The 22,837-nt window shown below is 58.1% G+C and carries 21 protein-coding genes; 6 read left to right on the top strand and 15 right to left on the bottom strand.

Annotated features, from left to right (window positions below; genetic code table 11):
• Positions 1–19 precede the first annotated feature (19 nt).
• Entirely contained in the window at positions 20–289 is a 270-nt protein-coding gene (gene rpsO / locus ADIMK_RS03055; RefSeq protein WP_036183480.1) for a 30S ribosomal protein S15, read from the top strand.
• Between the two features lie 278 nt (positions 290–567).
• A complete protein-coding gene (gene pnp, locus ADIMK_RS03050; RefSeq protein WP_036183478.1) occupies positions 568–2,673 on the top strand; it encodes a polyribonucleotide nucleotidyltransferase in 2,106 nt (701 codons plus the stop codon).
• Between the two features lie 85 nt (positions 2,674–2,758).
• Here the strand turns inward: pnp and ADIMK_RS03045 are convergent, their stop codons facing one another.
• The 3 genes from ADIMK_RS03045 to rsuA are packed head-to-tail and all read right to left on the bottom strand — an operon-like array spanning position 2,759 to position 5,178.
• The gene (locus tag ADIMK_RS03045) at positions 2,759–3,427 is read right to left on the bottom strand and encodes a YciC family protein (protein WP_036183469.1); all 669 of its coding nucleotides are present in this window, start codon (positions 3,425–3,427) and stop codon (positions 2,759–2,761) included.
• Positions 3,428–3,448: 21 nt separating this feature from the next.
• Complete coding sequence (locus tag ADIMK_RS03040) at positions 3,449–4,486, bottom strand: class I SAM-dependent methyltransferase (protein ID WP_051692386.1); 1,038 nt, start codon at positions 4,484–4,486, stop codon at positions 3,449–3,451.
• A gap of 2 nt (positions 4,487–4,488) precedes the next feature.
• Positions 4,489–5,178, bottom strand: coding sequence for a 16S rRNA pseudouridine(516) synthase RsuA (gene rsuA, locus ADIMK_RS03035; protein ID WP_036183467.1), 690 nt, complete (start codon positions 5,176–5,178; stop codon positions 4,489–4,491).
• 118 nt (positions 5,179–5,296) lie between these two features.
• On the opposite strand from rsuA, the gene ADIMK_RS03030 reads away from it, so the two are divergent.
• Positions 5,297–6,130: a 6-carboxytetrahydropterin synthase gene (locus tag ADIMK_RS03030; RefSeq protein WP_036183465.1), complete on the top strand. Its 834-nt coding sequence runs from the start codon at positions 5,297–5,299 to the stop codon at positions 6,128–6,130.
• 65 nt (positions 6,131–6,195) lie between these two features.
• Here ADIMK_RS03030 and ADIMK_RS03025 read toward each other — a convergent pair whose 3' ends face one another.
• The 10 genes from ADIMK_RS03025 to dksA all read right to left on the bottom strand — a co-directional run bounded on the left by ADIMK_RS03025 (position 6,196) and on the right by dksA (position 17,714).
• Positions 6,196–7,377 carry an acetyl-CoA C-acetyltransferase gene (locus ADIMK_RS03025; RefSeq protein ID WP_036183458.1) on the bottom strand — a complete coding sequence of 394 codons (1,182 nt, stop codon included), beginning with the start codon at positions 7,375–7,377 and terminating at the stop codon, positions 6,196–6,198.
• A 251-nt stretch (positions 7,378–7,628) separates the two neighbouring features.
• Positions 7,629–8,477 (bottom strand): pantoate--beta-alanine ligase, encoded by an 849-nt coding sequence (panC, locus tag ADIMK_RS03020; RefSeq protein ID WP_036184118.1) that lies wholly within the window; start codon positions 8,475–8,477, stop codon positions 7,629–7,631.
• A gap of 4 nt (positions 8,478–8,481) precedes the next feature.
• Entirely contained in the window at positions 8,482–9,276 is a 795-nt protein-coding gene (gene panB, locus ADIMK_RS03015) for a 3-methyl-2-oxobutanoate hydroxymethyltransferase (protein WP_036183456.1), read from the bottom strand.
• A 33-nt stretch (positions 9,277–9,309) separates the two neighbouring features.
• On the bottom strand, positions 9,310–9,801 hold the full coding sequence (folK, locus tag ADIMK_RS03010) for a 2-amino-4-hydroxy-6-hydroxymethyldihydropteridine diphosphokinase (protein WP_036183453.1): 492 nt from the start codon (positions 9,799–9,801) through the stop codon (positions 9,310–9,312).
• Positions 9,794–11,311 (bottom strand): polynucleotide adenylyltransferase PcnB, encoded by a 1,518-nt coding sequence (gene pcnB, locus ADIMK_RS03005; RefSeq protein ID WP_231516991.1) that lies wholly within the window; start codon positions 11,309–11,311, stop codon positions 9,794–9,796. The genes folK and pcnB overlap by 8 nt, the downstream gene beginning before the upstream one ends.
• A 501-nt stretch (positions 11,312–11,812) precedes the next feature.
• Entirely contained in the window at positions 11,813–13,207 is a 1,395-nt protein-coding gene (locus tag ADIMK_RS03000; RefSeq protein ID WP_036183450.1) for a sigma-54-dependent transcriptional regulator, read from the bottom strand.
• 33 nt (positions 13,208–13,240) lie between these two features.
• On the bottom strand, positions 13,241–16,159 hold the full coding sequence (locus ADIMK_RS02995) for an ATP-binding protein (protein ID WP_036183448.1): 2,919 nt from the start codon (positions 16,157–16,159) through the stop codon (positions 13,241–13,243).
• Positions 16,149–16,322 (bottom strand): hypothetical protein, encoded by a 174-nt coding sequence (locus ADIMK_RS22070; protein ID WP_197027459.1) that lies wholly within the window; start codon positions 16,320–16,322, stop codon positions 16,149–16,151. The genes ADIMK_RS02995 and ADIMK_RS22070 overlap by 11 nt, the downstream gene beginning before the upstream one ends.
• Positions 16,315–17,217: a tRNA glutamyl-Q(34) synthetase GluQRS gene (gene gluQRS / locus ADIMK_RS02990; protein ID WP_036183446.1), complete on the bottom strand. Its 903-nt coding sequence runs from the start codon at positions 17,215–17,217 to the stop codon at positions 16,315–16,317. Before gluQRS ends, ADIMK_RS22070 begins: the two co-directional genes overlap by 8 nt.
• Before the next feature lie 65 nt (positions 17,218–17,282).
• Positions 17,283–17,714: an RNA polymerase-binding protein DksA gene (dksA, locus tag ADIMK_RS02985; protein WP_036183443.1), complete on the bottom strand. Its 432-nt coding sequence runs from the start codon at positions 17,712–17,714 to the stop codon at positions 17,283–17,285.
• A gap of 259 nt (positions 17,715–17,973) precedes the next feature.
• Here dksA and ADIMK_RS02980 point away from each other — a divergent pair, with 259 nt between their 5' ends.
• On the top strand, positions 17,974–19,140 hold the full coding sequence (locus tag ADIMK_RS02980; RefSeq protein ID WP_036183440.1) for a pyridoxal phosphate-dependent aminotransferase: 1,167 nt from the start codon (positions 17,974–17,976) through the stop codon (positions 19,138–19,140).
• On the opposite strand, the gene ADIMK_RS02975 is transcribed toward ADIMK_RS02980, so the two are convergent.
• Positions 19,137–19,454 carry a Rieske (2Fe-2S) protein gene (locus ADIMK_RS02975; RefSeq protein WP_036183438.1) on the bottom strand — a complete coding sequence of 106 codons (318 nt, stop codon included), beginning with the start codon at positions 19,452–19,454 and terminating at the stop codon, positions 19,137–19,139. The two genes, ADIMK_RS02980 and ADIMK_RS02975, sit on opposite strands and share 4 nt — an antisense overlap.
• 74 nt (positions 19,455–19,528) lie before the next feature.
• On the opposite strand from ADIMK_RS02975, the gene ADIMK_RS02970 reads away from it, so the two are divergent.
• Together ADIMK_RS02970 and ADIMK_RS02965 are read left to right on the top strand one after the other, a co-directional pair.
• Positions 19,529–20,545 carry a FecCD family ABC transporter permease gene (locus ADIMK_RS02970; protein ID WP_051692382.1) on the top strand — a complete coding sequence of 339 codons (1,017 nt, stop codon included), beginning with the start codon at positions 19,529–19,531 and terminating at the stop codon, positions 20,543–20,545.
• Complete coding sequence (locus tag ADIMK_RS02965; RefSeq protein WP_036183435.1) at positions 20,538–21,314, top strand: ATP-binding cassette domain-containing protein; 777 nt, start codon at positions 20,538–20,540, stop codon at positions 21,312–21,314. The genes ADIMK_RS02970 and ADIMK_RS02965 overlap by 8 nt, the downstream gene beginning before the upstream one ends.
• Here the strand turns inward: ADIMK_RS02965 and ADIMK_RS02960 are convergent.
• A complete protein-coding gene (locus ADIMK_RS02960; protein WP_036183433.1) occupies positions 21,311–22,837 on the bottom strand; it encodes a bifunctional aminoglycoside phosphotransferase/ATP-binding protein in 1,527 nt (508 codons plus the stop codon). The genes ADIMK_RS02965 and ADIMK_RS02960 overlap by 4 nt on opposite strands.

Here is a 22,837-nt window from a genome sequence, read left to right as displayed (position 1 = left end):
ATTAAACAGGAGCTGAGTTATGTCTCTGAGCGTTGAACAGAAAGCGCAGATCGTTGCTGATTATGGTCGTGGTGAAGGCGATACCGGTTCTCCGGAAGTCCAGGTTGCACTGCTGACCGCCAACATCCAGGGTCTGCAGGATCACTTCAAAGCGCACAAGCAGGATCACCACTCTCGTCGTGGTCTGATTCGGATGGTTAACCAGCGTCGTAAGCTGCTGGACTACCTGAAGAAGAAAGATGCTGACCGTTACCTCGAGCTGATCGGGCGTCTGGGTCTGCGTCGCTAAGCTGCTTTACCAGAGGCCATACACTGTATGGCCTCTGTCTTATGTACAGGATGTACAGGTGCCGTGACGAGCATGAGGCTCACATGCGGCGAATCCGATACCTGATGAGCAGGTATTGCAACAACCGGTATCCCGGGGTGTCATCGATCATCAAGCCCGTACTCAATTGCGTATCCTGTGACCCTCTTCAGAGCGTTATGCAACTGAGTACAGGCTTTACAGAAGGCATGGTTGATCGCCCGCGAGTTACCGATTCACACAACTCAAAGGAGTAAACCGTGCAAGCGATTACTAAAACTTTCCAGTACGGCAAGCACAGCGTAACCCTCGAAACCGGCAAGGTTGCCCGTCAGGCCACCGGTGCGGTCATGGTATCCATGGATGGCGTACAGGTACTGTGTACTGTTGTCGGTGCCAAGGATACCAAAGAGGGTCAGGACTTCTTCCCTCTGTCTGTACACTATCAGGAAAAATATTACGCCGTTGGCCGTATCCCGGGTGGTTTCTTCAAGCGTGAAGCGCGTCCGTCCGAGAAAGAGACGCTGACCTCTCGCCTGATCGACCGTCCGATCCGTCCGCTGTTCCCGAAAGGCTTCATGAACGAAGTTCAGGTCGTTTGTACTGTGATGTCTGCAGACAAGGTCAACGATCCGGATATCGCTGCGATGATCGGTACCTCAGCTGCGCTGGCAATCTCCGGTCTGCCGTTCATGGGTCCGATCGGCGGTGCTCGAGTAGGCTTCACCGAAGCTGATGGTTACATCCTCAACCCGACCTATGCCGAGCTTGCAAACTCCGAGCTGGACATGGTGGTAGCCGGTACTTCCGATGCCGTCCTGATGGTCGAGTCCGAAGCGAAAGAGCTGACCGAAGACGAGATGCTCGGTGCCGTACTGTTCGCGCATCAGGAGATGCAGGTCGCGATCAACGCCATCAACGAACTGGCGGCTGAAGCAGGCAAGCCGAAGTGGGATTGGCAGCCGGCGGCTAAAAACGAAGCACTGATCGCGCAGGTCCGTGAACTGGTGGGTGCCGGCATCGCATCGGCATACCAGATTGCTGACAAGATGCAGCGTCAGAACACACTGGGTGAGCTGCGCACTCAGGCTGTAGAAGCTCTGTCCGGCTCCGAAGAGGGCCAGCCGAGCTCCAAAGAGGTTGCCGGTATCTTCAGTTCGCTGGAGAAAGAGATTGTGCGTAACCGTATCATCGACGGCGAGCCGCGTATCGACGGTCGTGACACCAAGACTGTACGTCCGATCAACGTCGAGATCGACCTGCTCAAGGGCGTGCACGGTTCTGCGCTGTTCACCCGTGGTGAAACTCAGGCCATCGCTACCTGTACACTTGGCACCAGCCGCGATCAGCAGATCATCGATGCGCTGGAAGGCGAGCGCAAAGATCCGTTCATGCTGCACTACAACTTCCCTCCGTACTCCGTAGGTGAAGCAGGTCGCATGGGCGGTGCTGGCCGTCGTGAAATCGGTCACGGTCGTCTGGCCCGTCGCGGTGTTGCCGCTGTACTGCCGACTCAGGAAGAGTTCCCGTATACCATCCGTATCGTATCGGAGATCACCGAGTCTAACGGTTCCAGCTCCATGGCCTCTGTTTGTGGCGCGTCACTGTCCATGATGGACGCCGGTGTGCCGCTGAAAGCACCGGTCGCGGGTATCGCGATGGGCCTGGTGAAAGAGAATGATCGTTTCGCCGTCCTGACCGATATCCTGGGTGATGAAGATCACCTCGGCGATATGGACTTCAAGGTTGCCGGTACCGAAGCAGGCGTCACTGCGCTGCAGATGGATATTAAGATCACCGGTATCACCGAAGAGATCATGGAGATCGCACTGGAGCAGGCATGTGAAGCGCGTAAGCACATCCTGAAAGAGATGGCGCTGGTGATCGGCTACGCACGTCCGGAACTGCCGGATAACGCGCCTGCCATGCAGCTGCTGAAGATCAATCCGGAAAAAATCCGTGACCTGATCGGTAAGGGCGGTGCCACTATCCGTGCGCTGACCGAAGAGACCGGTGCCATGATCGATATCGAAGATGACGGTACCGTTCGCATCTACGCTGACGACAAGGCCAAAGGCAAGGCTGCTTACGATCGCGTCATGGCGATTACTGCTGAAGCTGAAGTTGGCAAGATCTACGAAGGCAAGGTTGTCCGCATCGAAGATTTCGGTGCCTTCGTCAACATTCTGCCTGGCAAGGATGGTCTGGTACATATCTCCCAGATCGCCAAAGAGCGTGTCAACAAGGTGACCGACTACATCAACATGGATGATGTCGTTAAGGTCAAAGTACTGGATGTCGACGTCCGCGGCCGTATCAAGCTGTCGATGAAAGATATGGAAGAAGACGAGTCCGTATCCAACTGATACTGACACACCATTGAAAAAGCCCTCCTTGTGAGGGCTTTTTTATTGCGTGGAATTTGACCTGTCGAGCCGGATATCGGCTCTGTCAGCTGCGCTGATCTGCGCGGATAACGCAGTAGATTCTAAAGCCGTAGATGGTGACCAGAACGCTGAGGAAGTCGAACAGAACCGAGCTTGCCGTGACCAGCAGGCTGCTGTCGCCGAGCAGTCGTGTAACACTGAGGTTGGCCAGGAACAGCAGGCCCATCAGCAGTGCCAGCCCCTGCAGCAGTACCCAGAAGTACTCCGGTGTCATCTCCCAGCTTTGGCGCATGGCGTCGATGGGGCTGCGGCGTTCAAGCACGCAAGCGTAGTCGGCGACGGAGAAGCGAACACCAAAATAGACTCCGGGGATAATCAGCAGCATCAGCCCTAGTGAGACTGCCAATGCGTTGAGGATATAGGTCAGCAGCAGGCGTCCCCAGCAGCTGAGGCTGCTCAGTACCGCCGTCAGTGGGTGGATAGGCTTATTGTCGATGACCGATTGCAGATAGATGATGGTGCCGCCGAGATAGAGTGGCAGCAGCGCCAGGCGGATCAGCGATGCCAGTCCGGTGTTCATTTGCAGATTCGGATCACTGGTATCGTTCAGATCGCCGAGCAACAGGTAGTTGGCGATAGCCAGAAGGATCAGGAAGGGCAGCTGTATCGCTGCCAGCGACAGAAGATGCTGACGAAAAAAGAACAGCGACTGACGCAGGTAATCGAAGGCCATAACTCTCCCGGTTAACGATGATTACAACGCTTGGCTTAACTGTATGAGTTTAAAGTGACCATTATCTGCATGGCAGCGAATCTGCGCAAACCGTCCAGAGGCCTTGCGCTCAAGCGGAATATGCAGGTTCACCACGAAACAGGCGATGCCACCCGGGGCAAGCAGGCGCTGAGCCTGCGCGAGAAAACGGTCGGTCAGATCTCCCTCGATACCGAAACCGGCATGGAAGGGAGGGTTGCACAAAATGATGTCGAACCCTGGCTGCAGTCCAGTGCCTGCATTGCTGGCGATAACGCTGGCGTTGAAACCGCGCTGCTCGAGATTGGCCCGGCATGCCTGCAGGGCGGCTGCGTTGTTATCGGTGCAGGTCAGTTGTGCATCGGTTGCGCAGGCGTTTAGTGCCAAATAACCGAATCCACAGCCAAGATCGAGTACGCGGCTTTGCAGTGGCAGCGAATGGCCGGTCATGGCGGGCAGCTGTTCGATCAGGAAGGCGCTGCCGCGATCGACCTTGTTCCAGCCATACAGGCCCGGTTTGGTCAGGTAAGGCGCACCATCATCCAGTGTCATGGGGCGCAACTGTCGATAATCCTGATCATCCAGCCACTCAGGGTTGTTCTGCCCCCGGGACAGACTGATGCGCCAAATCGATCCCTCCTTGCGTTCGTCACGGTGACCACCCAAGCACTGCTGCGCCTTGCGGCTATAGGTCTTGATCCCCTCGCTCTTGTCCCCGATCAAAATGAGCTCGCCGCCGGGCTTGAGTAGGCGGGCGGCTTCGTTGATCAGATGGTGAACGACCGGTTTCTCCTTGGAGATCCGGTAGACGATGCGATCCAGTGACGCGTCGTTTCTCGCCCGAAGGTCGAAATCGCTGAATTCGGCAGGCCAGCCCTGAGCCCTGAGCGCCTGAATCAGATCGTAACGGTTACCGACAACCTCCACGTCCGACACCGGGGCGCAGAGGTCAGACGGAATGTTCTCATCCGCTATCCAGAGCGTGCGCTCGCCCGGGCGACGCAGATCCTGTGACAATAGAGACAGTGCTTGATCGGCCATGGTCAGATACTGTTGATCTCGTCGTCGGTGAGCGCACGATACTCGCCTGGAAACAGGTTATCATCGAGCACGATGGTGCCGATACTCTCTCGATGCAGGCTGATCACGCGGTTACCCAGTGCGGCGAACATCCGCTTGACCTGATGGTAACGGCCTTCGTGCAGGACGACGCGGGCCTCGGTATCGCTCAGCAGCGTAAGTTCCGCGGGCTTGGTCGGAAAGGGCTCACTGTTGAGCTTGATCCCGCTGGCAAACTTGTCCACCGCATCTGCCGGAATCGGGTCTGCTGTGGTGACCAGATAGACCTTGCCGGTCTTGTGCCGCGGTGAGGTGACCTTATGCGCCCATTTGCCGTCGTCGGTGATCAATACCAGACCGGTGGTGTCGATATCCAGCCGGCCGGCGATATGCATCTCCTCCGCCCGCGGCAGCTCCACCAGGGACAGCACCGTCGGATAGGTCGGATCGTCGTTAGCGCAGACCACGCCCTCGGGTTTGTACAGCATCAGGTAGCGCGGCTCAGGCTTGTCCATCTCCAGGCCGTCGAGTCTGACGCTGTCGCTGTCCTGAATGTGGCGGGCCGGGTTGCGCTCAGGCTCGCCGTTTACGCGGACCTCGTCGGCATGCAGCAGGCGTTTGACCTCCTTGCGGGAGAAACCTGTGGCCTTGGCGAGATATTTATCCAGTCGCATAAAGAAGTTCGTACCGTCAAAAGCCGCTAGTATAGCGGACAGCGTGCTTAATTCTTAGATCTTGACCATATTGATAGGGTAAAATATCGCCCCTTTATTACCCCCTGACGAGGCCACCGTGAAGCTGTTTGTTGAAAACCTGACCCATGTCGACTTCTCCTATATCGATCCGGAGCGCGGATTGCTGGGCGAGTCCTGGGCGGTAAACCTGATTCTGGATGGTTCGTTGGATCAGCAGGGGATGATCTGCGATTTCGGTACTGTCAAAAAGCGGGTCAAACAATGGCTTGATGCTCAGGTGGACCACTGTCTGGTGGTCGCGACCGGGCTCAAGGGGCTTAACGCTAGCCGTGAGAACGGCATTACTCGCTTGAGTTGGACCTATCCTCAAGGAGGTGAAATCCGCTGCAGTGCGCCGGATCAGGCTATAGCGCTGATTGAGGTGGAGCGCGTTGAGGAGTACTCACTGGCCCAGTGGTGCCGGGCTCAATTGCTGGCCATATTCCCCGAGCAGGTGAGCGGTGTGCAGCTGGAGTTCGTGCCTGAGCATATCGACGGCGCTTACTACCACTACAGCCATGGTCTGCAGCAGCATGCGGGGAACTGTCAGCGTATCGCGCATGGCCACCGCTCAAGGATCCAGTTGCTGCGCAACGGTAAACGCGATTTCGCGCTGGAGGCGCAGTGGGCTGAGGCGTTGCGGGATATCTACATCGGTAGTCGTGATCATCTGCAGGTGGTTGGTGACGTACACCATTATGTCTATGATGCGCCTCAGGGCCACTTTGAACTGAGCCTGCCGGCACGTGTCTGCTATGACATTGAAACGGAGTCGACAGTCGAGCGAATTGCCCAGCATCTGGCCGAGAGAATCAAGTTTGATTATCCGCAGGACGCGATCGAGGTACGTGCCTTTGAAGGCATCGGCAAGGGTGCGATCGCAACAGCCTGATCGACGGGCAAAAAAATCGGGCAGCGATTGCTGCCCGATGGATGTTTAAACCAAAGCGTCTGTTATCAGTCGCGCTCAATCGCCAGCGCAGTCCCCATACCGCCACCGATACACAGTGTGGCCAGGCCCTTCTTGGCGTCTCGCTTGATCATTTCATGTACCAGCGATACCAGGATTCGGCAGCCTGAGGCGCCGATCGGATGACCCAGGGCAATGGCACCGCCGTTGACGTTGACGATGTCTGTATTCCAGCCCAGATCCTTGTTGACCGACATGGCCTGTGCGGCAAACGCTTCGTTGGCTTCGACCAGCTCCAGATCGTTGATCGACCAACCAGCCTTTTCCAGCGCCTTGGTGGTGGCACAGATCGGACCTGTACCCATGATGGCGGGATCAACACCGGCGGAGGCGTAGGCTTTGATGCGCGCCAGTACCGGCAGACCCAGCTCAGCGGCCTTCTCGGCCGAGCAGAGAATCACGGCAGCTGCGCCGTCGTTGATGGTCGAGCTGTTACCGGCGGTAACCGTGCCATCCTTTTTGAATGCAGGGCGCAGTTTCGCCAGCGCCTCGGCGGTACAGCCGAAACGTGGCTGCTCATCGGTGTCGAACACAACCGGATCGCCTTTGCGCTGCGGGATGCTGACCGGAATGATCTCATCCTTGAAGCGTCCTGAGGTTACAGCGGCTTCGGCCTTGTTCTGAGAGGCGGTGGCAAATGCATCCTGCTCTTCACGGGTAAAGCCGTATTTCTCGACGATATTCTCGGTGGTGATACCCATGTGGTAGTTGTTAAAGGCGTCCCAAAGGCCATCGTTGACCATGGTATCGACCATTTTCCAGTCACCCATGCGTGCGCCGTTACGTGAATTGGGCAGCACGTGCGGAGACTGTGACATGCTTTCCTGACCGCCGGCGATGATGATGTCGGCGTCGCCGCAGCGGATTGCCTGTGTGGCCAGCTGAAGTGCCTTGAGACCGGACCCGCAGACCTTGTTGATGGTCATGGCCGGGGTTTCCTGTGAAAGACCGCCATTGAGGCAGGCCTGACGAGCGGGATTCTGACCGCAGCCGGCGGTGAGTACCTGGCCGAGGATGACTTCATCCACGGTATTGGGCGCAATTCCTGTTTTTTCCAGCAGTGCCTTGATGACTGTGGCGCCCAGATCGGATGCCTTGATTGAAGCCAGTGAACCGTTGAAGGTGCCCACGGCCGTGCGGCCGGCAGCCACAATAACGACGTCGCGCATAGGTGTGCCTCTCTTAACTCTTTAGAATCTTCTTGTGAATCCAGCGGTCCATGCTATGGCGATCAGATGACCGGGTGATTGCATGAGTGGTGGATAGCGAGCCACAAACAGCCTGCCCGGATAAATTAGGCGGGTGTCAGACCTTTTGAGTCTGCTGTAAGGCTTGACAGACTGTCAAGCCGCTAGAGATGAGACTATAGGGGTATTTTTTGAGATTAATTCAGGCACGCGATCCCGCGTGCCTGAAAGTGTCACAGATCGACTTCGATGTTGTCGATCAGACGGGCCGCGCCCAGATAGGCCGCCGCGATAATCACCAACTGCGTGTCGCGGGTGTCGGCCGTGAGCATGTCCGAACGGCGCAGTATATGGATGTAATCACGCAGGAAGCCGGCGCGCTCAAGGTGATTCTGGGCGTGCTCGATCAGTGTGTCATGGTCGCGCTCACCCGCAATCAGTGCGCTGCGCAGGTCACAAAGCGTGGCATAGAGCGCAGGCGCTACGGACAGCTCCTCTTCGGTGAGGTAGCCGTTGCGAGAACTCAGCGCGAGGCCATTCTCGGCACGTTCAGTGCCCACGCCGATCAGCTCTACCGGCATTGACAGGTCTTCGACCATTCGGCGGATGACGTGCAGTTGCTGGTAGTCCTTGCAGCCAAAGACGGCGACATCGGGCTGAATCAGATTGAAAAGCTTGTTAACGATGGTGGTAACACCGCGAAAGTGGCCAGGGCGGCTGGCTCCGCAGTACAGGTCGGATATCCCTGGGACTTCGACAAAGGTTTGTCCGCCACGGCCCTTGGGGTACACCTCGGCTTCGGTGGGGGCAAACAGCAGGTTGCAGCCGAATGCTTCCAGCTGTGCCTGGTCTTCGGCCAGCGTGCGTGGGTAGCGCTCCAGATCTTCATTCGGGCCGAATTGCAGGGGGTTGACGAAGATCGACGCCACTACAAAGTCGGCATTGGCAACGGCTGACTCAACCAGACGCAGATGACCTCTGTGCAGGTTGCCCATGGTCGGGACCAGGGCGATACGTTTGCCGCTGGCGCGCTCCGCATTCAGGCGGGCACGAAGTTCGGCGATAGTGGAGACTGTCTGCATCAGATTATTCGAATCCATGTTCTTTACTTGGGAAACTGCCATTTCTGACCTCTTCGGCATAGAGACGTACCGCAGCGTCGATACTGTCACTCTGTGCCATGAAGTCCTTGACGAACTTCGGTCGCCGTCCTGGCGTAATACCCAGCATATCCTGCAATACCAGCACCTGGGCATCCGTGTGAGGGCCTGCGCCGATCCCGATTACCGGGATCCCAGCGTTCATGGTGATCTCCTGAGCGAGCACCGTTGGTACGCATTCAAGCAGCAGCATGCTCGCGCCGGCCTCTTCCAGCTTGCGGGCATCTTCGATCATCTCAAGCGCTGACTCGCGCGTGCGGCCCTGTACCTTGTAGCCACCGAGCTTGTTGACAGCCTGAGGCGTAAGGCCCAGATGGACGCAAACCGGAACGCCGCGTTCACTGAGCAGGGCAACGCTCTCACACAGCCAGCGGCCGCCTTCGATCTTGATGATGTGGGCACCGGCCTGCATCAGCTTTGCCGATGACTCCATGGCCTGCCCGACGGTTGCATAGCTCATGAACGGTAGGTCGGACATGATCATGGCGCCCTGATTACCTCGTGCGACGGCCCCGGTGTGGTACGCCATGTCATCCAGGCTTACAGGCAGGGTACTGTCGTGTCCCTGCAGGACCATGCCAAGGGAGTCCCCTACCAGAATCATTTCGACCCCGGCTTTGCTGACCAGATGTGAGAAAGTGGCATCGTAGGCGGTCAGCACGGCGAATTTTTCGCCAGCGGCCTTACGTTCGGTCAGCGTATGCAGTGTGACGTTACTCATGTTTGCTACTCGGTTGGCGTCAGACAGGGCGGATTATAGCGGTAACCGTTCAAGCGTGCCCATGGGGCTAAGGGCTAATAGCTTGTCCAGCGCAGTGCCATCGGGAAGGATTAGATCGGATGCAATTTCAGCCAGTGGCCATAGTACGAAACCGCGTTCGTGCATGAAGGCGTGGGGTACGGTCAGCCGCGAGGTCTCGATTACCTGGTTGCCATAGAGCAGAAGATCAAGATCAAGCGTTCGCGGGCCCCAGTGTCTCTCTCGGATACGTCGGTGTGCCTGTTCTATGGACTGCAGGCGATCCAGCAGTGTCTCAGCCGGCAGTTCGGTAAAAAGCTCGACGACGGCGTTGATGAAGTCCGGCTGGTCCTGTGGGCCGACCGGGTCCGAGCGATAGAGCGATGAGCGGCGACCGGGCGTACAGCCTTCAAGGGCATCGAGCTCGTCGAAGGCACTCTGAACCTGAGACCGAGGGTCGTCCAGATTACTGCCGAGGCCGATAAAGCAGCGTATGGTATCAGTCATTGCTCGGTTTGCTTGGCTTGCGGCGACGGCGACGCTTTTTGGGTGCGGCGTCTGAACTGGTGCTGCGGGACCCTTTCTGCATGTCGCTTCGATGTGATTCGTCGGCATTCTGGAAGTCTGTCCACCACTGGCCCAGACCGTCCAGATCTTCACCGCTATTCTCCCTTAACAGAAGCAGGTCATAGGCGGCCCGAAAGCGTGGGTGAGTCAGCAGTTGGTCTGCACGACTCCGGCGCGGCAGTCGTTGTTGCAGTTCCCAAATATCGCGCACAGGTCCCGAGAAGCGGCGCGGGATAGCCGTGGAGCGAACCTGCTCTGCAAGCACTTCGTTCGCGGCCTGATGCAGGCATTGAAGAGCGGGTTGATCGCGTTCATCCAGCAACACCTGAAGGCGGCGTTGCATGGGGTACCACAGTAGTGCGGCAAACAGGAAAGCCGGGGTAACACTCTTGCCCTGACCCAGGCGTCGATCCGTATTGGCAAGTGCGTTATAGACCAGTGTTTCGACCGGATACTCTTCAGAGTCGAGCATGGCATCCGTTTGCGGGAACAGGGTGCGGAACAGGTCGAATCGCTTGAGCTGGCGCAGCGAGGCTTCACCGTGGCCGCTTTGAAGGAGCTTGAGCGCTTCATCGAACAAGCGGGCCGGCGCGATGCGAGTTAGCATCGGCCCGAGTGTGTGGATGGGCGCTGCGGTCCCTGGTTCTATTTCGAAGCCGAGCTTCGCCGCAAAGCGGGCAGCGCGGAGCATGCGTACTGGATCTTCGCGGTAACGTGCTTCGGGGTCGCCGATCATGCGGATCTGACGGCGCTGGATGTCGGCATAACCGTTGGCGAAGTCATGGATGCTGTGATCGCGCACGCAATAGTAGAGTGCGTTGATGGTGAAGTCCCTGCGCAGGGCATCCTCTTCTATGGTGCCATAGACGTTATCGCGCAGGATCATGCCAGACTCGGCCTGTCGACCATGCTCTCCGTCGTTGTCGTCGCTGTCATGGCTGGCGCGAAAGGTGGCCACCTCAATCAGTTCGCGGCCAAAGCGCACATGCAGCAGTTTGAAGCGACGTCCGATCAGGCGGGAGCGGCGGAACAGCTCTTCGGCTTCTTCCGGGTGAGCCGATGTGGCGACATCGAAATCCTTGGGTTGCATGCCCAGTAGTAGGTCGCGAATACAGCCGCCGACCAGAAACGCGTCATAGCCCTCATCCTGAAGTCGGTACACCACTTTCATGGCATTGTCGTCCAGCTTTTGACGGGGGATACGATGCTCGCTTTCGGCGATGACCCTTTTGCTGCCCAGCGGCAGATCGGTCGGCGCTGACGGCACTGATGGAACGGAAAGCCTGCTTGTCTCCTCGCTGCCCTGTCCGGCAGGCGTGCGTGCAATTGTGCGCTGGACATACAGGAAGCCCAGGAGAGGGACGGCTACTACGAGAAAAAGTATAGTGAACGATGTGAGCATCAGTGCAGGGTCGCTGTCTCGATAAAAGGACAATATAAGGTGGCGCATCATAGCATCTGCGAGGGGTTATCTGTAGTCCGCAGCTGTGCTTGCCGATGATGTGGTAGTCGGGTGTGGATATAAACGAAGAGGAGATTCGGGATATATTTACGCGGGATATTGGGGGGTGCTGATCACAAAGCGAAAGCAGTTCCTGTTGCACGATCGGATTATTATTTTTATTTCCGATTTGGCGACAAGGCTATCGACTCTGTGACCAGCCAAGCCTCATTTTTATTTTTATTCGAGGCGGGACACCTTTCCGTTGCAGCTATTGTTATTTTTATTACCGCTGCAGCTTCTCAGGCCGTCGTTGTTGTTGTTCTGCGCTTATAGAAAGCAGTTAGCGTGCCAGTTTTAAAAAATTCATATAAAACAATCATATAAGTATTTTTCAGCAATGTGTGTACTGAGCTGTTACCGCCTTGTGTTACCTCGACACACGATTTTTGCGTTGCAGCATGGGTAGATGGGTAACACTTTTGATCTGTTACCCAGGGTACCAAAGTGTTACTTCCGTGGTCGGCGAGGGATGCCCAACCGTTGGCGGCGTTCCCACAGGCACTTGCGGCTAACGCCCAGTGTGCGGGCGAGCTCTGTCTCGCTCATCTGCTCCTGATTCTCAAGCACGAAACGTTGGAAATAATCATCCAGCGAAAGGTCGGTTCGGGGGCTGAGACTATCGGCCGACCTGTCGTCCTGCTCCGCAATGCTCAGGTTCTGCTCGTAGCTGGACTCCAGAGAGCTGAGCGAGATGTGGTCGGTGTCGAGGCCGAGAAGCTCAGGCGTGATCTGCTCACTGTCTGCCAAGATAACGGCACGCTCGATGGCATTCTCCAGCTCACGCACGTTTCCGGGCCAGGCGTAACTCAACATCACTTCGCGGGCCTGGGGGCTGAAGCTTAACCGTCCGGCATCAAGCTTGCGGCTGCTGTGGTCGAGAAAACGTTGTGCCAGCTCGATGATGTCCTCGCCACGCTCACGCAGCGGAGGCATTTTCAGCTCCATTACGTAGAGACGGTAGTAGAGGTCTTCGCGGAAGTCGCCACTCTTGGCCAGATTTTTCAGATCGCGGTGTGTGGCTGCGATGAGACGCACATCGACCCGGCGTGGCTGTACCGCGCCGACTCGGCGAATTTCGCCCTCTTGCAGGAAACGCAGTAGACGGGCCTGCGCCTCAAGCGGCAGTTCACCGATCTCGTCGAGAAACAGGGTGCCGCCATCGGCCGACTCGATCAGGCCGCTTCGGCTGCTGTTGGCGCCGGTGAACGCCCCTTTCTCATGGCCGAAGAGTTCGGACTCGATCAGGGTGTCGGGGATGGCTGCACAGTTGACGCTGATCATGGTGCGCCCGGCACGATCGCTCTGTTCATGGATCGCGCGAGCGGCCAGCTCCTTGCCGGTGCCCGATTCGCCCAGAATCAATACCGTGGCGTCGGTGCGCGCCACTTTACTGATCCGTTTGAACAGCTCCTGCATCGGTTGGCAGGTACCGATGATCTCGGTGCGCTCAGTACCGCCCTGGGGTTTTGGCTGATCCTGCGCAGGCGCGTTGCGGCTGCGATTGAGCACGGTGGAAACGGTTGCCAGCATATCGTCGTGATCGAAGGGCTTGGCGATATAGTCCACAGCACCAAGCTTCATCGCGTCGACCGCAGAGCGTAGGCTGGCATAGCTGGTCATGATCAGAACCGGCACGGGGCGGGCCAGCTCGATCAAGTCGGTGCCCGCGGCGCCCGGCAGGCGCAGATCGCTGATGATCAGATCGAAATCGGGCAGTTGGAAGCGTTCGGTGGCTTCCGCTATCGAGCCTGCATCGCAGACTTCATACTCATGCTTTTCAAGTAAGCGCTTGAGTGCTGAACGGATGATTGACTCATCCTCAACAATCAGAATTCGGCTCATATGGCTTGGACCCTTGTCTCTCTTGGGCGGTACTCAATCGGGGGAAGAGCCCGAGTACCGGGGTAAGGTAATCACCACCTGAGTGCCATTATTCTGTTTCTTATTGGCGGGGCTGAAGAGTTCGATACTACCATAGTGTTCAGTAATAATATTGTAGACTAAAGGTAGTCCCAGACCGGTGCCACGACCGGGTTCTTTGGTGGTGAAAAACGGCTCGAATAGATGCCCTATGTGTTCGGGTGCTATGCCTGTTCCTTCATCCGTGATTTTCAGTTCTATCCGCTTGCCTTCGGTATCCGCTTCTACCCTGATTTCGCCATCATCCGGCGACGCATCGCTGGCGTTGTTCAGCAGATTGATAAACACCTGCAGCATCTGCTGCGCGTCGGCGTAGATCTTGAGGTCAGAGGAGACACTATTGATGAACCGTTGTTGTCGGACACGACTGTCGAGCTGTACCAGTCTGATGGCATCGGCGATGCACTCCTGAAGCGATACCTGCTCACACACCAGCGCATTGTGCTGGCGCCCGGTGTGGGCGAAGCGTACGAGGGACTGCACGATACGGCTGATGCGCTCGGTCTGCTCGACAATCTGTTCGCCTGTTTCGAGGATCTCTGGCGAGTCTGTCTCAAGTTTCAGATTTTGGGCCAGACAGGCGATGCCGGTAACGGGGTTGCCGATCTCATGGGCCACACCGGCGGCGAAACGGCCGATTGATGCCAGGCGTTCCTGATGGGCCAGATTGCGCGAGATCATCTGGTATTCGGTTTCATCTTCGACTAGTAAAACCATGCCCTGAGAGGAGGCACCACCGAGTGAGGCTTTGTGCAAACTGAACCAACGGGGGACGCCATTGATATCCATCTGCACGGCGGGTTCGTGTTGAGCATCGCCACTGGCGAAGTCATCCAGCAGCTGGTTCCACGGGGCAGGCAGGTTCAGCAGCCGCAGGCCGATGCAGCTTTCATCATCAATGCCGGTGTAACGGGCCAGCTCGCTGTTCCAGAACTGTATTCTGTGCTCGTCGCTCAGCGTGCACGCCCCTATGGGCAGGCGTTGAAGGGTTATACGGTGATAGCGGCGCAACTGATCCAGCTCGGCGGCCAATCCGGAGAGCCGGGCATCGTAATGCTCCAGTTGCTGCTCCAGCAGGTGGATCTCGCGTGCGCGGAAGCCGCCTCCCGGTGTCGGAGACTGTGTCTGCAGGATGGAGGCGGCTTCAACCGGACCGAGCAATCCGGACAGGTTGTGCTCCAGCTGACTACGAATGCGCAGCATGTCGATAGGGCGTAGATCGCCTTGTGGCAGGTTGAGCTCGACGCGTGCGCGGTTGACCTCGCGCAGTGCGCTCTCGCTGCCGATGCGCGGCTCGAGTTGGGCAACCAGGTCGCTGGCCTGTCCCGAGGGGAGCGCTTGTCCCAGCGGGCGTTGCAGGCTGTTCATGACACAGGCTTCGGCGCTTTGCTGTTCGCTGGTTGTCCCTGGGAACAGCCATGAACCGGCCACCATGAGAAACAGGTTGACCAGTACCGATAGCAGTACGAACAGATTCCAGTTTTGATCGCTGCTGATGATCGGGATATCGAGTTGCAGGATCTCCCGATGCAAGGGAAGGGTGATAGCAAACAGCCATATGCCGAAACCGCCGGCCAGACCGAGCAGGAAGCCCCGGCGGCTGGCGCCAGGCCAGAACAGCGTCGCCAGCAGGCCGGGCAGGAATTGAAGAAAGGCGGCAAAGCCCAGCGCACCGAGTTGCTGTAGGGAGAAACTCTCGCCGAAGGTGATGGTAAACAGGTAGCAGATGAAGATCAGCAGAATGATCAACAGACGTCGCAGCCAGAGCAGCCAGGTGTACAAGCGTGTCTGCTCGGGGCGTCGGACCAGCGGCAGTACCATATGGTTTTGCAGCATCGACGCCAGTGCGACGGCGGCCACGATGATCAGACCGCTGGCTGCTGAAAGTCCGCCGATCATCGCAACAAGCGTCAGCCAGGGTTGATTCAGGGTGTGGCCAAGATTGAGTACTACGAATTCAGGGCGGGCGATCGGCCCGCCGCTGGCATGGGCTGCCCAGAGGATCGGGGGTACACAAACCGCCATCAGCAGCAGAAAAAGCGGGACGACCCATGTGGCCTTGTACAGGCTCTCGTAGGAGACGTTTTCGGTGAATGCCAGATGAAACATATGGGGCATGACGATGGCGCTGGTAAAAAACGCAAGGATCAGCACCTGCCATCCGCCCGGGGTGCTGGGTCTTTGCATCTGCGCCAGTGCATCGGGATTGGCTGCCAGCCACTCCATCAGACCGTCGTGCCCGCCGAAAAAGCCGAAGTAGGCGAACAGTCCGACGGTCAGCAGTGCTAAAAGCTTGATCACAGACTCGATCGCCACGGCCACCACCAGGCCGTTATGGCTGTTGCGAAGCGAAGCGCGACGTGCCCCGAACAGAATCGCGAACAGGGCGATGATGGTGCAGAACCCAGCTGCGATCTGAGGACGGCCCAGTTGCTGGTTAAGCATGTAGATCGAGTCGGAGACAGCTTGTATCTGGATCGAGATCAGCGGCAGGCAGGCACAGAGCAGGGCCAGGGTTGTCACGGTGCCGACCTGACCGCTGCGGAAACGGAAGGCGAACAAGTCAGCCAGCGATGAAAGCTGGTAGGTGCGGGTGATGCGCAGGATCGGGATCAGGATGATCGGGGCCAGCATGAACGCGGCAGCAGCGCCGATATAGGATCCAAGGTAGAGCATGCCCGACTGCGACGCCATACCGAAGGCGCCGTAAAAGGTCCAGGCACTGGCGTATACACCCAACGACAGGGCATGCAGCAGCGGATGACGGATCAGCTTGGCGGGCAGCATGCCGCGTTCGGTCATGTAGGCCGCGCCAAACAGGCAGAGCAGGTAGGTGAGGCAGATCAGTAGCAGATGGGAGAGTTCAAAGGTCATGTCGATGCCACTGCTCAATCAATGCGACCAGCATACACAGGGCCAGCCAGATCAGAAAGGGACGGTACCAGGGGCCGGAGTCGAATAGCCACAACTCCAGTACATAAGGGCCTAGCAGGGCGGTGAGCAGCGCAATAATCAGTAACAGGCGATGACTATACATGATCGTGCTCCGCACCTCGGCCGAGGGTCAGTCCGGTCGGTACCCGTGATAACTGCCAATGGGCGACGCCCCACTCCAGTATCGCCTCCGGTGCTTCCCGTTCGAGTACGGTGGGCGGGCACTGACCGAGCTGTCTGAGCGCATTGAACAACTGTCCCGAGACCTGCTCCGGTTTGAGGTCCAAGGGGCGTGCAAAGGTCTGTTTGCTCAGCTTCTGGCCCTGTTCGTTGGTCAGTACCGGAATATGTGCATAGGCAGGGCGGGCGTAGCCCAGATGCTGCTGGAGGATAATCTGCCTGGGTGTTTCATCGATCAGGTCGGCGCCGCGGGTTACCTGGGTGATACCCTGTTGGGCGTCATCGACTACGACTGCCAGCTGATAGGCAAAGAAACCGTCGCGGCGGAAGATGACGAAGTCGCCGGGTGCATCGCTGCCACAATAGACGCGATTACCCTGTATGCGATCAGTAAACGCAAGTTCGGGTGAGTCAGCCAGGGTGCGGATGGCGCAATGGGCTGAGTCGGGTGGCGGATGCTGCAGGCAGTGCCTGTCGTAATGAATTAGCGCGTTACGCTCGTTAAGCTGCTTGCGGCTACATTGGCACCGATAGGCAAGCCCGTTGTCCTCAAGCTGTCTGATCGCGTCGCGATAGAGTTCATGACGCTGGCTTTGGTAGGTAACGGCGCCATCCCAGAAGAGGTTGAAGCGCTCCAGTGCGAACAGAATCTGATCGGTGGCGCCTTCCACTTCCCTTGGCGGGTCCAGATCTTCGATACGCAGAAGCCAAAGGCCATTCTGGGCACGAATGTCCAGATAACTGGCTAACGCGGCAAGCAGAGAGCCTGAGTGAAGAGGGCCTGTAGGAGAGGGCGCGAAACGGCCGATGCAACGCAAAAGAGTCGGGTCCTGAGAGCCTTCACGAGGGCTGCAGTATCGCTGCAGCCCGGTCGTGTCAGAGCTTAGCCGCCGAGCTGCTTCTCTTTGATCTCGGCCAGCGTCTTGCAATCGATGCAAAGCGTCGCGGTCGGACGGGCTTCCAGACGGCGGATGCCGATTTCGACGCCGCAGGCATCGCAGTAGCCGTAATCGTCCTCGTCGATGCGCTCCATGGCCTCTTCGATCTTGCGGATCAGCTTGCGCTCACGGTCGCGTGTGCGCAGTTCGAGGCTGAATTCCTCTTCCTGGCTGGCGCGGTCGCTGGGATCGGCGAAGTTGGACGCTTCCTCTTTGAGATGCGTAATGGTGCTGTCGACTTCTTCCATCAGCTGACGTTTCCAGTCCAGCAGTATGGCGCGGAAGTGATCTTTCTGCGCATCGTTCATGTACTCCTCGCCCGTATTAAGGGGGTAGGGTTCGAAGTGCGTGAACTGTGTATCGGTTGTATTTGGCATTGGCGCAGCCTCACGTCTAGGGCCGGCGTTGCGGGTCTCTCCCGGTGCCGGGCCTTGATCCTGAAATAGGCACCGCAAAAATTCGCGGTATCTCAAAAGCCGGTGAAATTACCAGAAGCCTTCCCTTTAGGCTAGACCCGATCAGGCGTTTTGCTCACTTTCCTAACCGTTGGCAACTAAGTGTAGCCATTTGGTGCAACGACGAGTGGACGTTGGCACAGTATACTTCGGCGTTGAAAGTTAGAAGGGTAGCCTTACCGTGAGAGTAGAAAACTGGAGCGCCCGGGCACGGGCAATAGACTCGTTCAAAGTGATGGACCTGCTCAAGCGAGCGCGTGAGCTGGATGATTTGGGCTTCGACGTTGTGCACATGGAAGCGGGGGAACCTGACTTCAAAACGGCGCCGGCGGTGCAGGCAGCTGCTCGCCGAGCCCTCGATGAGGGTATTGTGCAGTACACGCCAGCCGGCGGTATTGCGGCCCTGCGTGAGCGGATTGCCTGTTTTTACAAAGAGCGCTATGGCGTCGAGATCGGTCCGGAACGGGTTTTGGTCACGCCGGGGGCCTCTGGCGGTTTGCTGCTGGCGTTTGCGCTGCTGGCCGAGCAGGGGCGCAGTTTCATGATGGCGGATCCGGGCTACCCCTGTAATCCGCAGTTTCTACGATTGCTTGAGGCGCGTGCACAGCGGGTGAGGGTGGATGAGTCCACCAACTTTCAGCTGACCGCCGAGCTGGTACGCGAGCACTGGCAGCCGGAAACGGCCGGTGTGTTGCTGGCCTCTCCGGCCAACCCTACCGGGGCTGTGGTGCCGCCCGATGAGATGGCGGCGATCGCTGCAACGGTGCGCGAACTGGGGGGCGAGTTGATCGTTGATGAGCTCTACCACGGCTTGACCTACGGTTTCGATGCCCAGACGGTGCTGGCGATCGACGAGGGTGCTCTGGTGATGAACAGCTTCTCCAAGTATTTCGGCATGACCGGTTGGCGGCTGGGATGGCTGGTGGGGCCCGCCGATGCCGTCGCCGAGATGGAGAAGATTGCACAGAATCTGTTTATATCCCCCCCGACACTGTCCCAGCATGCGGCACTGGCCGCGTTCGAGCCGGAGTCGATCGCACTGTTCGAAGAGCGTCGGGCGGAGTTCGGTAAACGCAGGGATCTGCTGGTGTCGGGATTGCGTGAACTGGGTTTTGGTATTCACCGCGCCCCGGAAGGCGCATTCTACGTGTATGCCGACGCCAGCCATCTAACGGATAACAGCTTCGATTGGTGCTGGTCGCTACTCGAGGAGGACAAGGTGGCGGCGACGCCCGGTGCTGATTTCTCACGCTTCGATGCACAGCGCTATGTGAGGTTTTCCTATACCACCGGGCTGGATCGCATCGAGCTGGCGCTGGAGCGCTTGGCACGCCGCGGGCAGCGTTAAAGCTCGATCAGAACACTGTCCCCGTCCACCTGGCAGCGAATGCCGGTCAGCATCTCCCCGGGACAGGGGCCGGCTACGCACTCGCCACTGTCGATCGTGAACAGGGCACCGTGGGTGGAACACTGGATATACTGTTTTTCGTAATCGAGAAACTGATCGGGCTGCCACTCCAGCCGGATGCCGCGGTGCGGGCAGTTATTGCGGTAGACATATACCCGGTCGCCGCGTCGAATCGCGACCAGTGCGTGTTCGTCGATATCGAATCCCCGGCCCTCGCCGTCGGGTATTTCATGGAGCAGGCAAAGCAGTTGCATCGGATCAGGCCGCTGTTGGTTTAGAGGGTTGGCTGCCTATAATAGCGCTTTGATTTTCCGGCTGGAGAGTTTATTTGCCTGCGACACACCTGTCCCCGGTTACGGTTCGCCTGATATTGATTGCCGCGCTGGTATTGGTGTCGGCGATCAGTCTTAACTACGGTGCTCTGGATCTGGGGGCGCAGGCGTGGCTTAACCCCCAGGGTGATCAGGGGCGGGTACTCTATCAGCTTCGTTTGCCTCGTCTGCTGCTGAGTCTGCTCGCCGGTGCGTTGCTGGCGACAACTGGCGCCGCCGCTCAGGCACTGTTTCGAAACCCCTTGGCGGACCCATCGCTCATAGGTGTGTCGGCTGGCGCGTCGCTTTCGGTGGTGGGCCTGATGGTGTTAGCCGGTGGCTGGCTGCTTGAGCACAGGCTTGATCCGGTGATTTTGCCGTTGGCCGCTTTTCTGGGTGGCCTGGCCTCGACGCTGTTGGTGGTGAGGCTCTCTCGCACTCTGTCCGGTATTTCGGTGACTACACTGCTGCTGACCGGCATGGCGATTAATGCAATCGCCATCTCCGGTATCGGTGCGCTTAAGTATCTGTCCGATGCGGATACGCTGCGAGAGGCCAGCTTCTGGCTGTTGGGCAACCTCAGTGCTGATGGCTGGATGCCGGTGCTGGTATTAATTGTTGTGGCCTTTCCGGTGTTGATGTTGCTGGCGCGGGAAGGGCATGAGTTGAACCTACTGTTGCTGGGTGTCTCTCAGGCTCAGCTGCTCGGTGTCGATGTTCAAAGCCTGCAGCGTCGGCTGGTGCTGCTATGCGCGCTGGGGGTTGGGGCGGTGGTCGCGTTCGGTGGCTTGATCAGTTTCGTGGGCCTTATCGTGCCGCATCTCATACGTTTGCTCTGTGGTCCGGATAACCGGTATCTGCTGACTCATTCCGCCCTGTTGGGCGCGCTGTTCATGGTGTTGGCGGATCTGCTCTCGCGCATGCTGGTGAGCCCGGCGGAGTTGCCGGTAGGTATTTTGACCGCGTTGATTGGTGGTCCGGTCTTCCTGTCGATACTGGTGTATCGGTTACGCAGCGGGGGTGTCGATGCTTGAGGCGATAGGTGTCGCGCACGACCGGGGAGCGTCCCGCCGGCTGGAGGCGTTCGATCTGCGGCTGAAGGGTGGAGAGCTCAGCGGTGTGCTGGGCCCCAACGGTGCCGGGAAGTCGACACTGGTGGCGTTGCTCAGTGGTTTGCTTGAGCCCAGTGCCGGCGAGCTGAGGCTGAAAGGCCTGCTACTGTCGCGTTACACGCTGCGTGAGCGAGCCCGGCATATGACGGTCATGCTGCAACGTCAGCCTCTGGATTTCGCGTTCAGCGTGCGGGATGTTATTGCGATGGGCAGCTACCCGCTTGACCTGCCCCTGCCTGACCTGGATCGACGTATTGAGGAACTGGCTCAAGGGCTTGATCTAGAACACCTGTTGAGCCGCAACTATTTGAGCCTGTCCGGTGGAGAGGCGCAGCGGGCGCAGCTGGCCCGTGTGCTGGTTCAACGAGGTTGTTCGCCTTCGGTCATCCTGCTGGATGAGCCGCTGTCCGCGCTGGATCTGCGGCATCAGCACCAGGCGTTGGCGCTGATCCGAACGCTGGCACAGCGTGAGGGTCATGCCGTGCTGATGGTATTGCACGACCTGAATCTGGCATCACGCTATGCCGATGCTGTGCTGTTGCTCGGAAAAGGCGCGCTGGTCGAACAGGGGCGCACGGCTGAGGTGATGCAGCCGAACAAGCTCTCGGCCCTGTTTGAGGTTCCGATCGAGCGTTACCAGACCGGGGACGGGCTGGGCGTGTTTACCAGTAATGCCGCTCCCCGCGCCTAATACGCCATCAACTTCTGTGCCCGCAGCTGAGAGAGCAGTTGCTCTATCGCTTCATCGTCGCGGGTATCCACTTCCAGCGTCAGCAGCTGCTCTTCTGCCGTGATCGGGTGCAGAATCTCGAGCTGGTGACGCATCACTTCAATGTCAGCATCCGAGGGATCGCTTCCTTCTTCGGCGCGCCGCTTAAGGCGGGCCTCGATGAGGTTTTGATCGCAGTGGCAGCTGATGATGCGCAACGGTACCTTCTCGCGTTCTGCCAACTGGCGAAACAGTGTGCGCCCGCGCAGGCGGATGAAGGTGGCGTCGACTACCACGCTGGTGCCTGCCCTGAGCATTTGCCGCGTGGTATCCAGCAGACGGTTGAAGGTGCGCAGGTTCATGTCCGAACCGTACAGTTCAAGCTTCTCGCTGCGCGATGCGCTGCGGAATATGCGCTTGCGCTCTACATCGGATCGGATACGAATGGCACCCATCGCTTCGAACAAACGCTTGCTCAGGTAGCTCTTGCCGCTGCCGCTGACACCGTGCATCAGCAAAAGAAACGGGGGCTTGGGTGTGCAGTAGCGTTTGGTCAAATGCAGATAGTGGCGGAACGCGTCAATATCCGGATGTTCGCCAAGCATCGCCACTTTTGCCCGCACCATGGAACGGTACGCTTTGTAAAAATCGAGCAGTACCAAACCCTCATAATCGCCGCTGATCTCAAGATACAGGTTCAACAGGCGGTTGGCCCAACGGAACTGTCCGTTGGCTTCCAGGTCCATGAGCAGGAACGCCAGGTCACAGATGGTGTCTATCCATCGGAACTGGAGATTGAACTCAATACAGTCAAACAGTCTCAGATGATCGTGGTACAGCGTTACGTTGCCCAAGTGCAGGTCGCCATGGCACTCGCGGACGCGACCGGTGCGCTTGCGGGCGACCATAATCTCCCGTAACGCTTCGAAACGCTGTTGAGTGTACGCCTCGAGTTTATCGAGGAGCTCCACGTCGGCAGGGTCGAGCAGTTCCCGGTTGATGTGCTGGTAGTTATCGAACACGACGCCCGCAATGGTGTCGGGTTCACCCCAGGGACTGTCGGGCGAGACAAAGGGAATACGCTTGTGAAACTGGGCGATCTGTCCGGCGAGCACGTCAATCCATTCCGCCTGGAACTGGTGGCGCTCGAGCAGTTGGTCAAGACGCTGGCCGGATTCGAACTGGCGCATGCGCACGGCATATTCGATCGGGGCCGAGTCATCGCCAAGCTGAGGAGCGCTCTCGCTGCCGCTGATGGGCACGACGGCTTCGTAGATGTCCGGCGCCAGACGCTGATTCAGGCGCAGCTCCTCCTCGCAGCAGTAACGGCGCTTTTCAAGCGTAGTGAAATCGAGAAAGCCGAAATCGACGGGTTTCTTGATCTTGTACGCGTAGTCGCCTGTGAGCAGAAGCCAGGAGATGTGGGTTTCGATTACCTCGATCTCGCCAACCGGGTGAGGATACTGCTCGGGTAGGCGCAAGCGTTCGATCAGTTCTGGTACCAT

The organism is Marinobacterium lacunae, assembly GCF_000705555.1.
Taxonomy (GTDB): domain Bacteria; phylum Pseudomonadota; class Gammaproteobacteria; order Pseudomonadales; family Balneatricaceae; genus Marinobacterium_D; species Marinobacterium_D lacunae.
Note: the sequence above shows the minus strand (reverse complement) of the source record. Positions and strands in the feature narration are given on the sequence as shown.

Bases quoted from the DNA above. Each gene is read 5' to 3' on its own strand.
- rpsO (WP_036183480.1), top strand. From the start codon at position 20: ATGTCTCTGAGCGTTGAACAGAAAGCGCAGATCGTTGCTGATTATGGT.
- ADIMK_RS03045 (WP_036183469.1), bottom strand. From the start codon at position 3,427: ATGGCCTTCGATTACCTGCGTCAGTCGCTGTTCTTTTTTCGTCAGCAT.
- ADIMK_RS03040 (WP_051692386.1), bottom strand. From the start codon at position 4,486: ATGGCCGATCAAGCACTGTCTCTATTGTCACAGGATCTGCGTCGCCCG.
- rsuA (WP_036183467.1), bottom strand. From the start codon at position 5,178: ATGCGACTGGATAAATATCTCGCCAAGGCCACAGGTTTCTCCCGCAAG.
- ADIMK_RS03025 (WP_036183458.1), bottom strand. From the start codon at position 7,377: ATGCGCGACGTCGTTATTGTGGCTGCCGGCCGCACGGCCGTGGGCACC.
- panC (WP_036184118.1), bottom strand. From the start codon at position 8,477: ATGCAGACAGTCTCCACTATCGCCGAACTTCGTGCCCGCCTGAATGCG.
- panB (WP_036183456.1), bottom strand. From the start codon at position 9,276: ATGAGTAACGTCACACTGCATACGCTGACCGAACGTAAGGCCGCTGGC.
- folK (WP_036183453.1), bottom strand. From the start codon at position 9,801: ATGACTGATACCATACGCTGCTTTATCGGCCTCGGCAGTAATCTGGAC.
- pcnB (WP_231516991.1), bottom strand. From the start codon at position 11,311: ATGCGCCACCTTATATTGTCCTTTTATCGAGACAGCGACCCTGCACTG.
- ADIMK_RS03000 (WP_036183450.1), bottom strand. From the start codon at position 13,207: ATGAGCCGAATTCTGATTGTTGAGGATGAGTCAATCATCCGTTCAGCA.
- ADIMK_RS02995 (WP_036183448.1), bottom strand. From the start codon at position 16,159: ATGACCTTTGAACTCTCCCATCTGCTACTGATCTGCCTCACCTACCTG.
- ADIMK_RS22070 (WP_197027459.1), bottom strand. From the start codon at position 16,322: ATGTATAGTCATCGCCTGTTACTGATTATTGCGCTGCTCACCGCCCTG.
- dksA (WP_036183443.1), bottom strand. From the start codon at position 17,714: ATGCCAAATACAACCGATACACAGTTCACGCACTTCGAACCCTACCCC.
- ADIMK_RS02975 (WP_036183438.1), bottom strand. From the start codon at position 19,454: ATGCAACTGCTTTGCCTGCTCCATGAAATACCCGACGGCGAGGGCCGG.
- ADIMK_RS02965 (WP_036183435.1), top strand. From the start codon at position 20,538: ATGCTTGAGGCGATAGGTGTCGCGCACGACCGGGGAGCGTCCCGCCGG.
- ADIMK_RS02960 (WP_036183433.1), bottom strand. From the start codon at position 22,837: ATGGTACCAGAACTGATCGAACGCTTGCGCCTACCCGAGCAGTATCCT.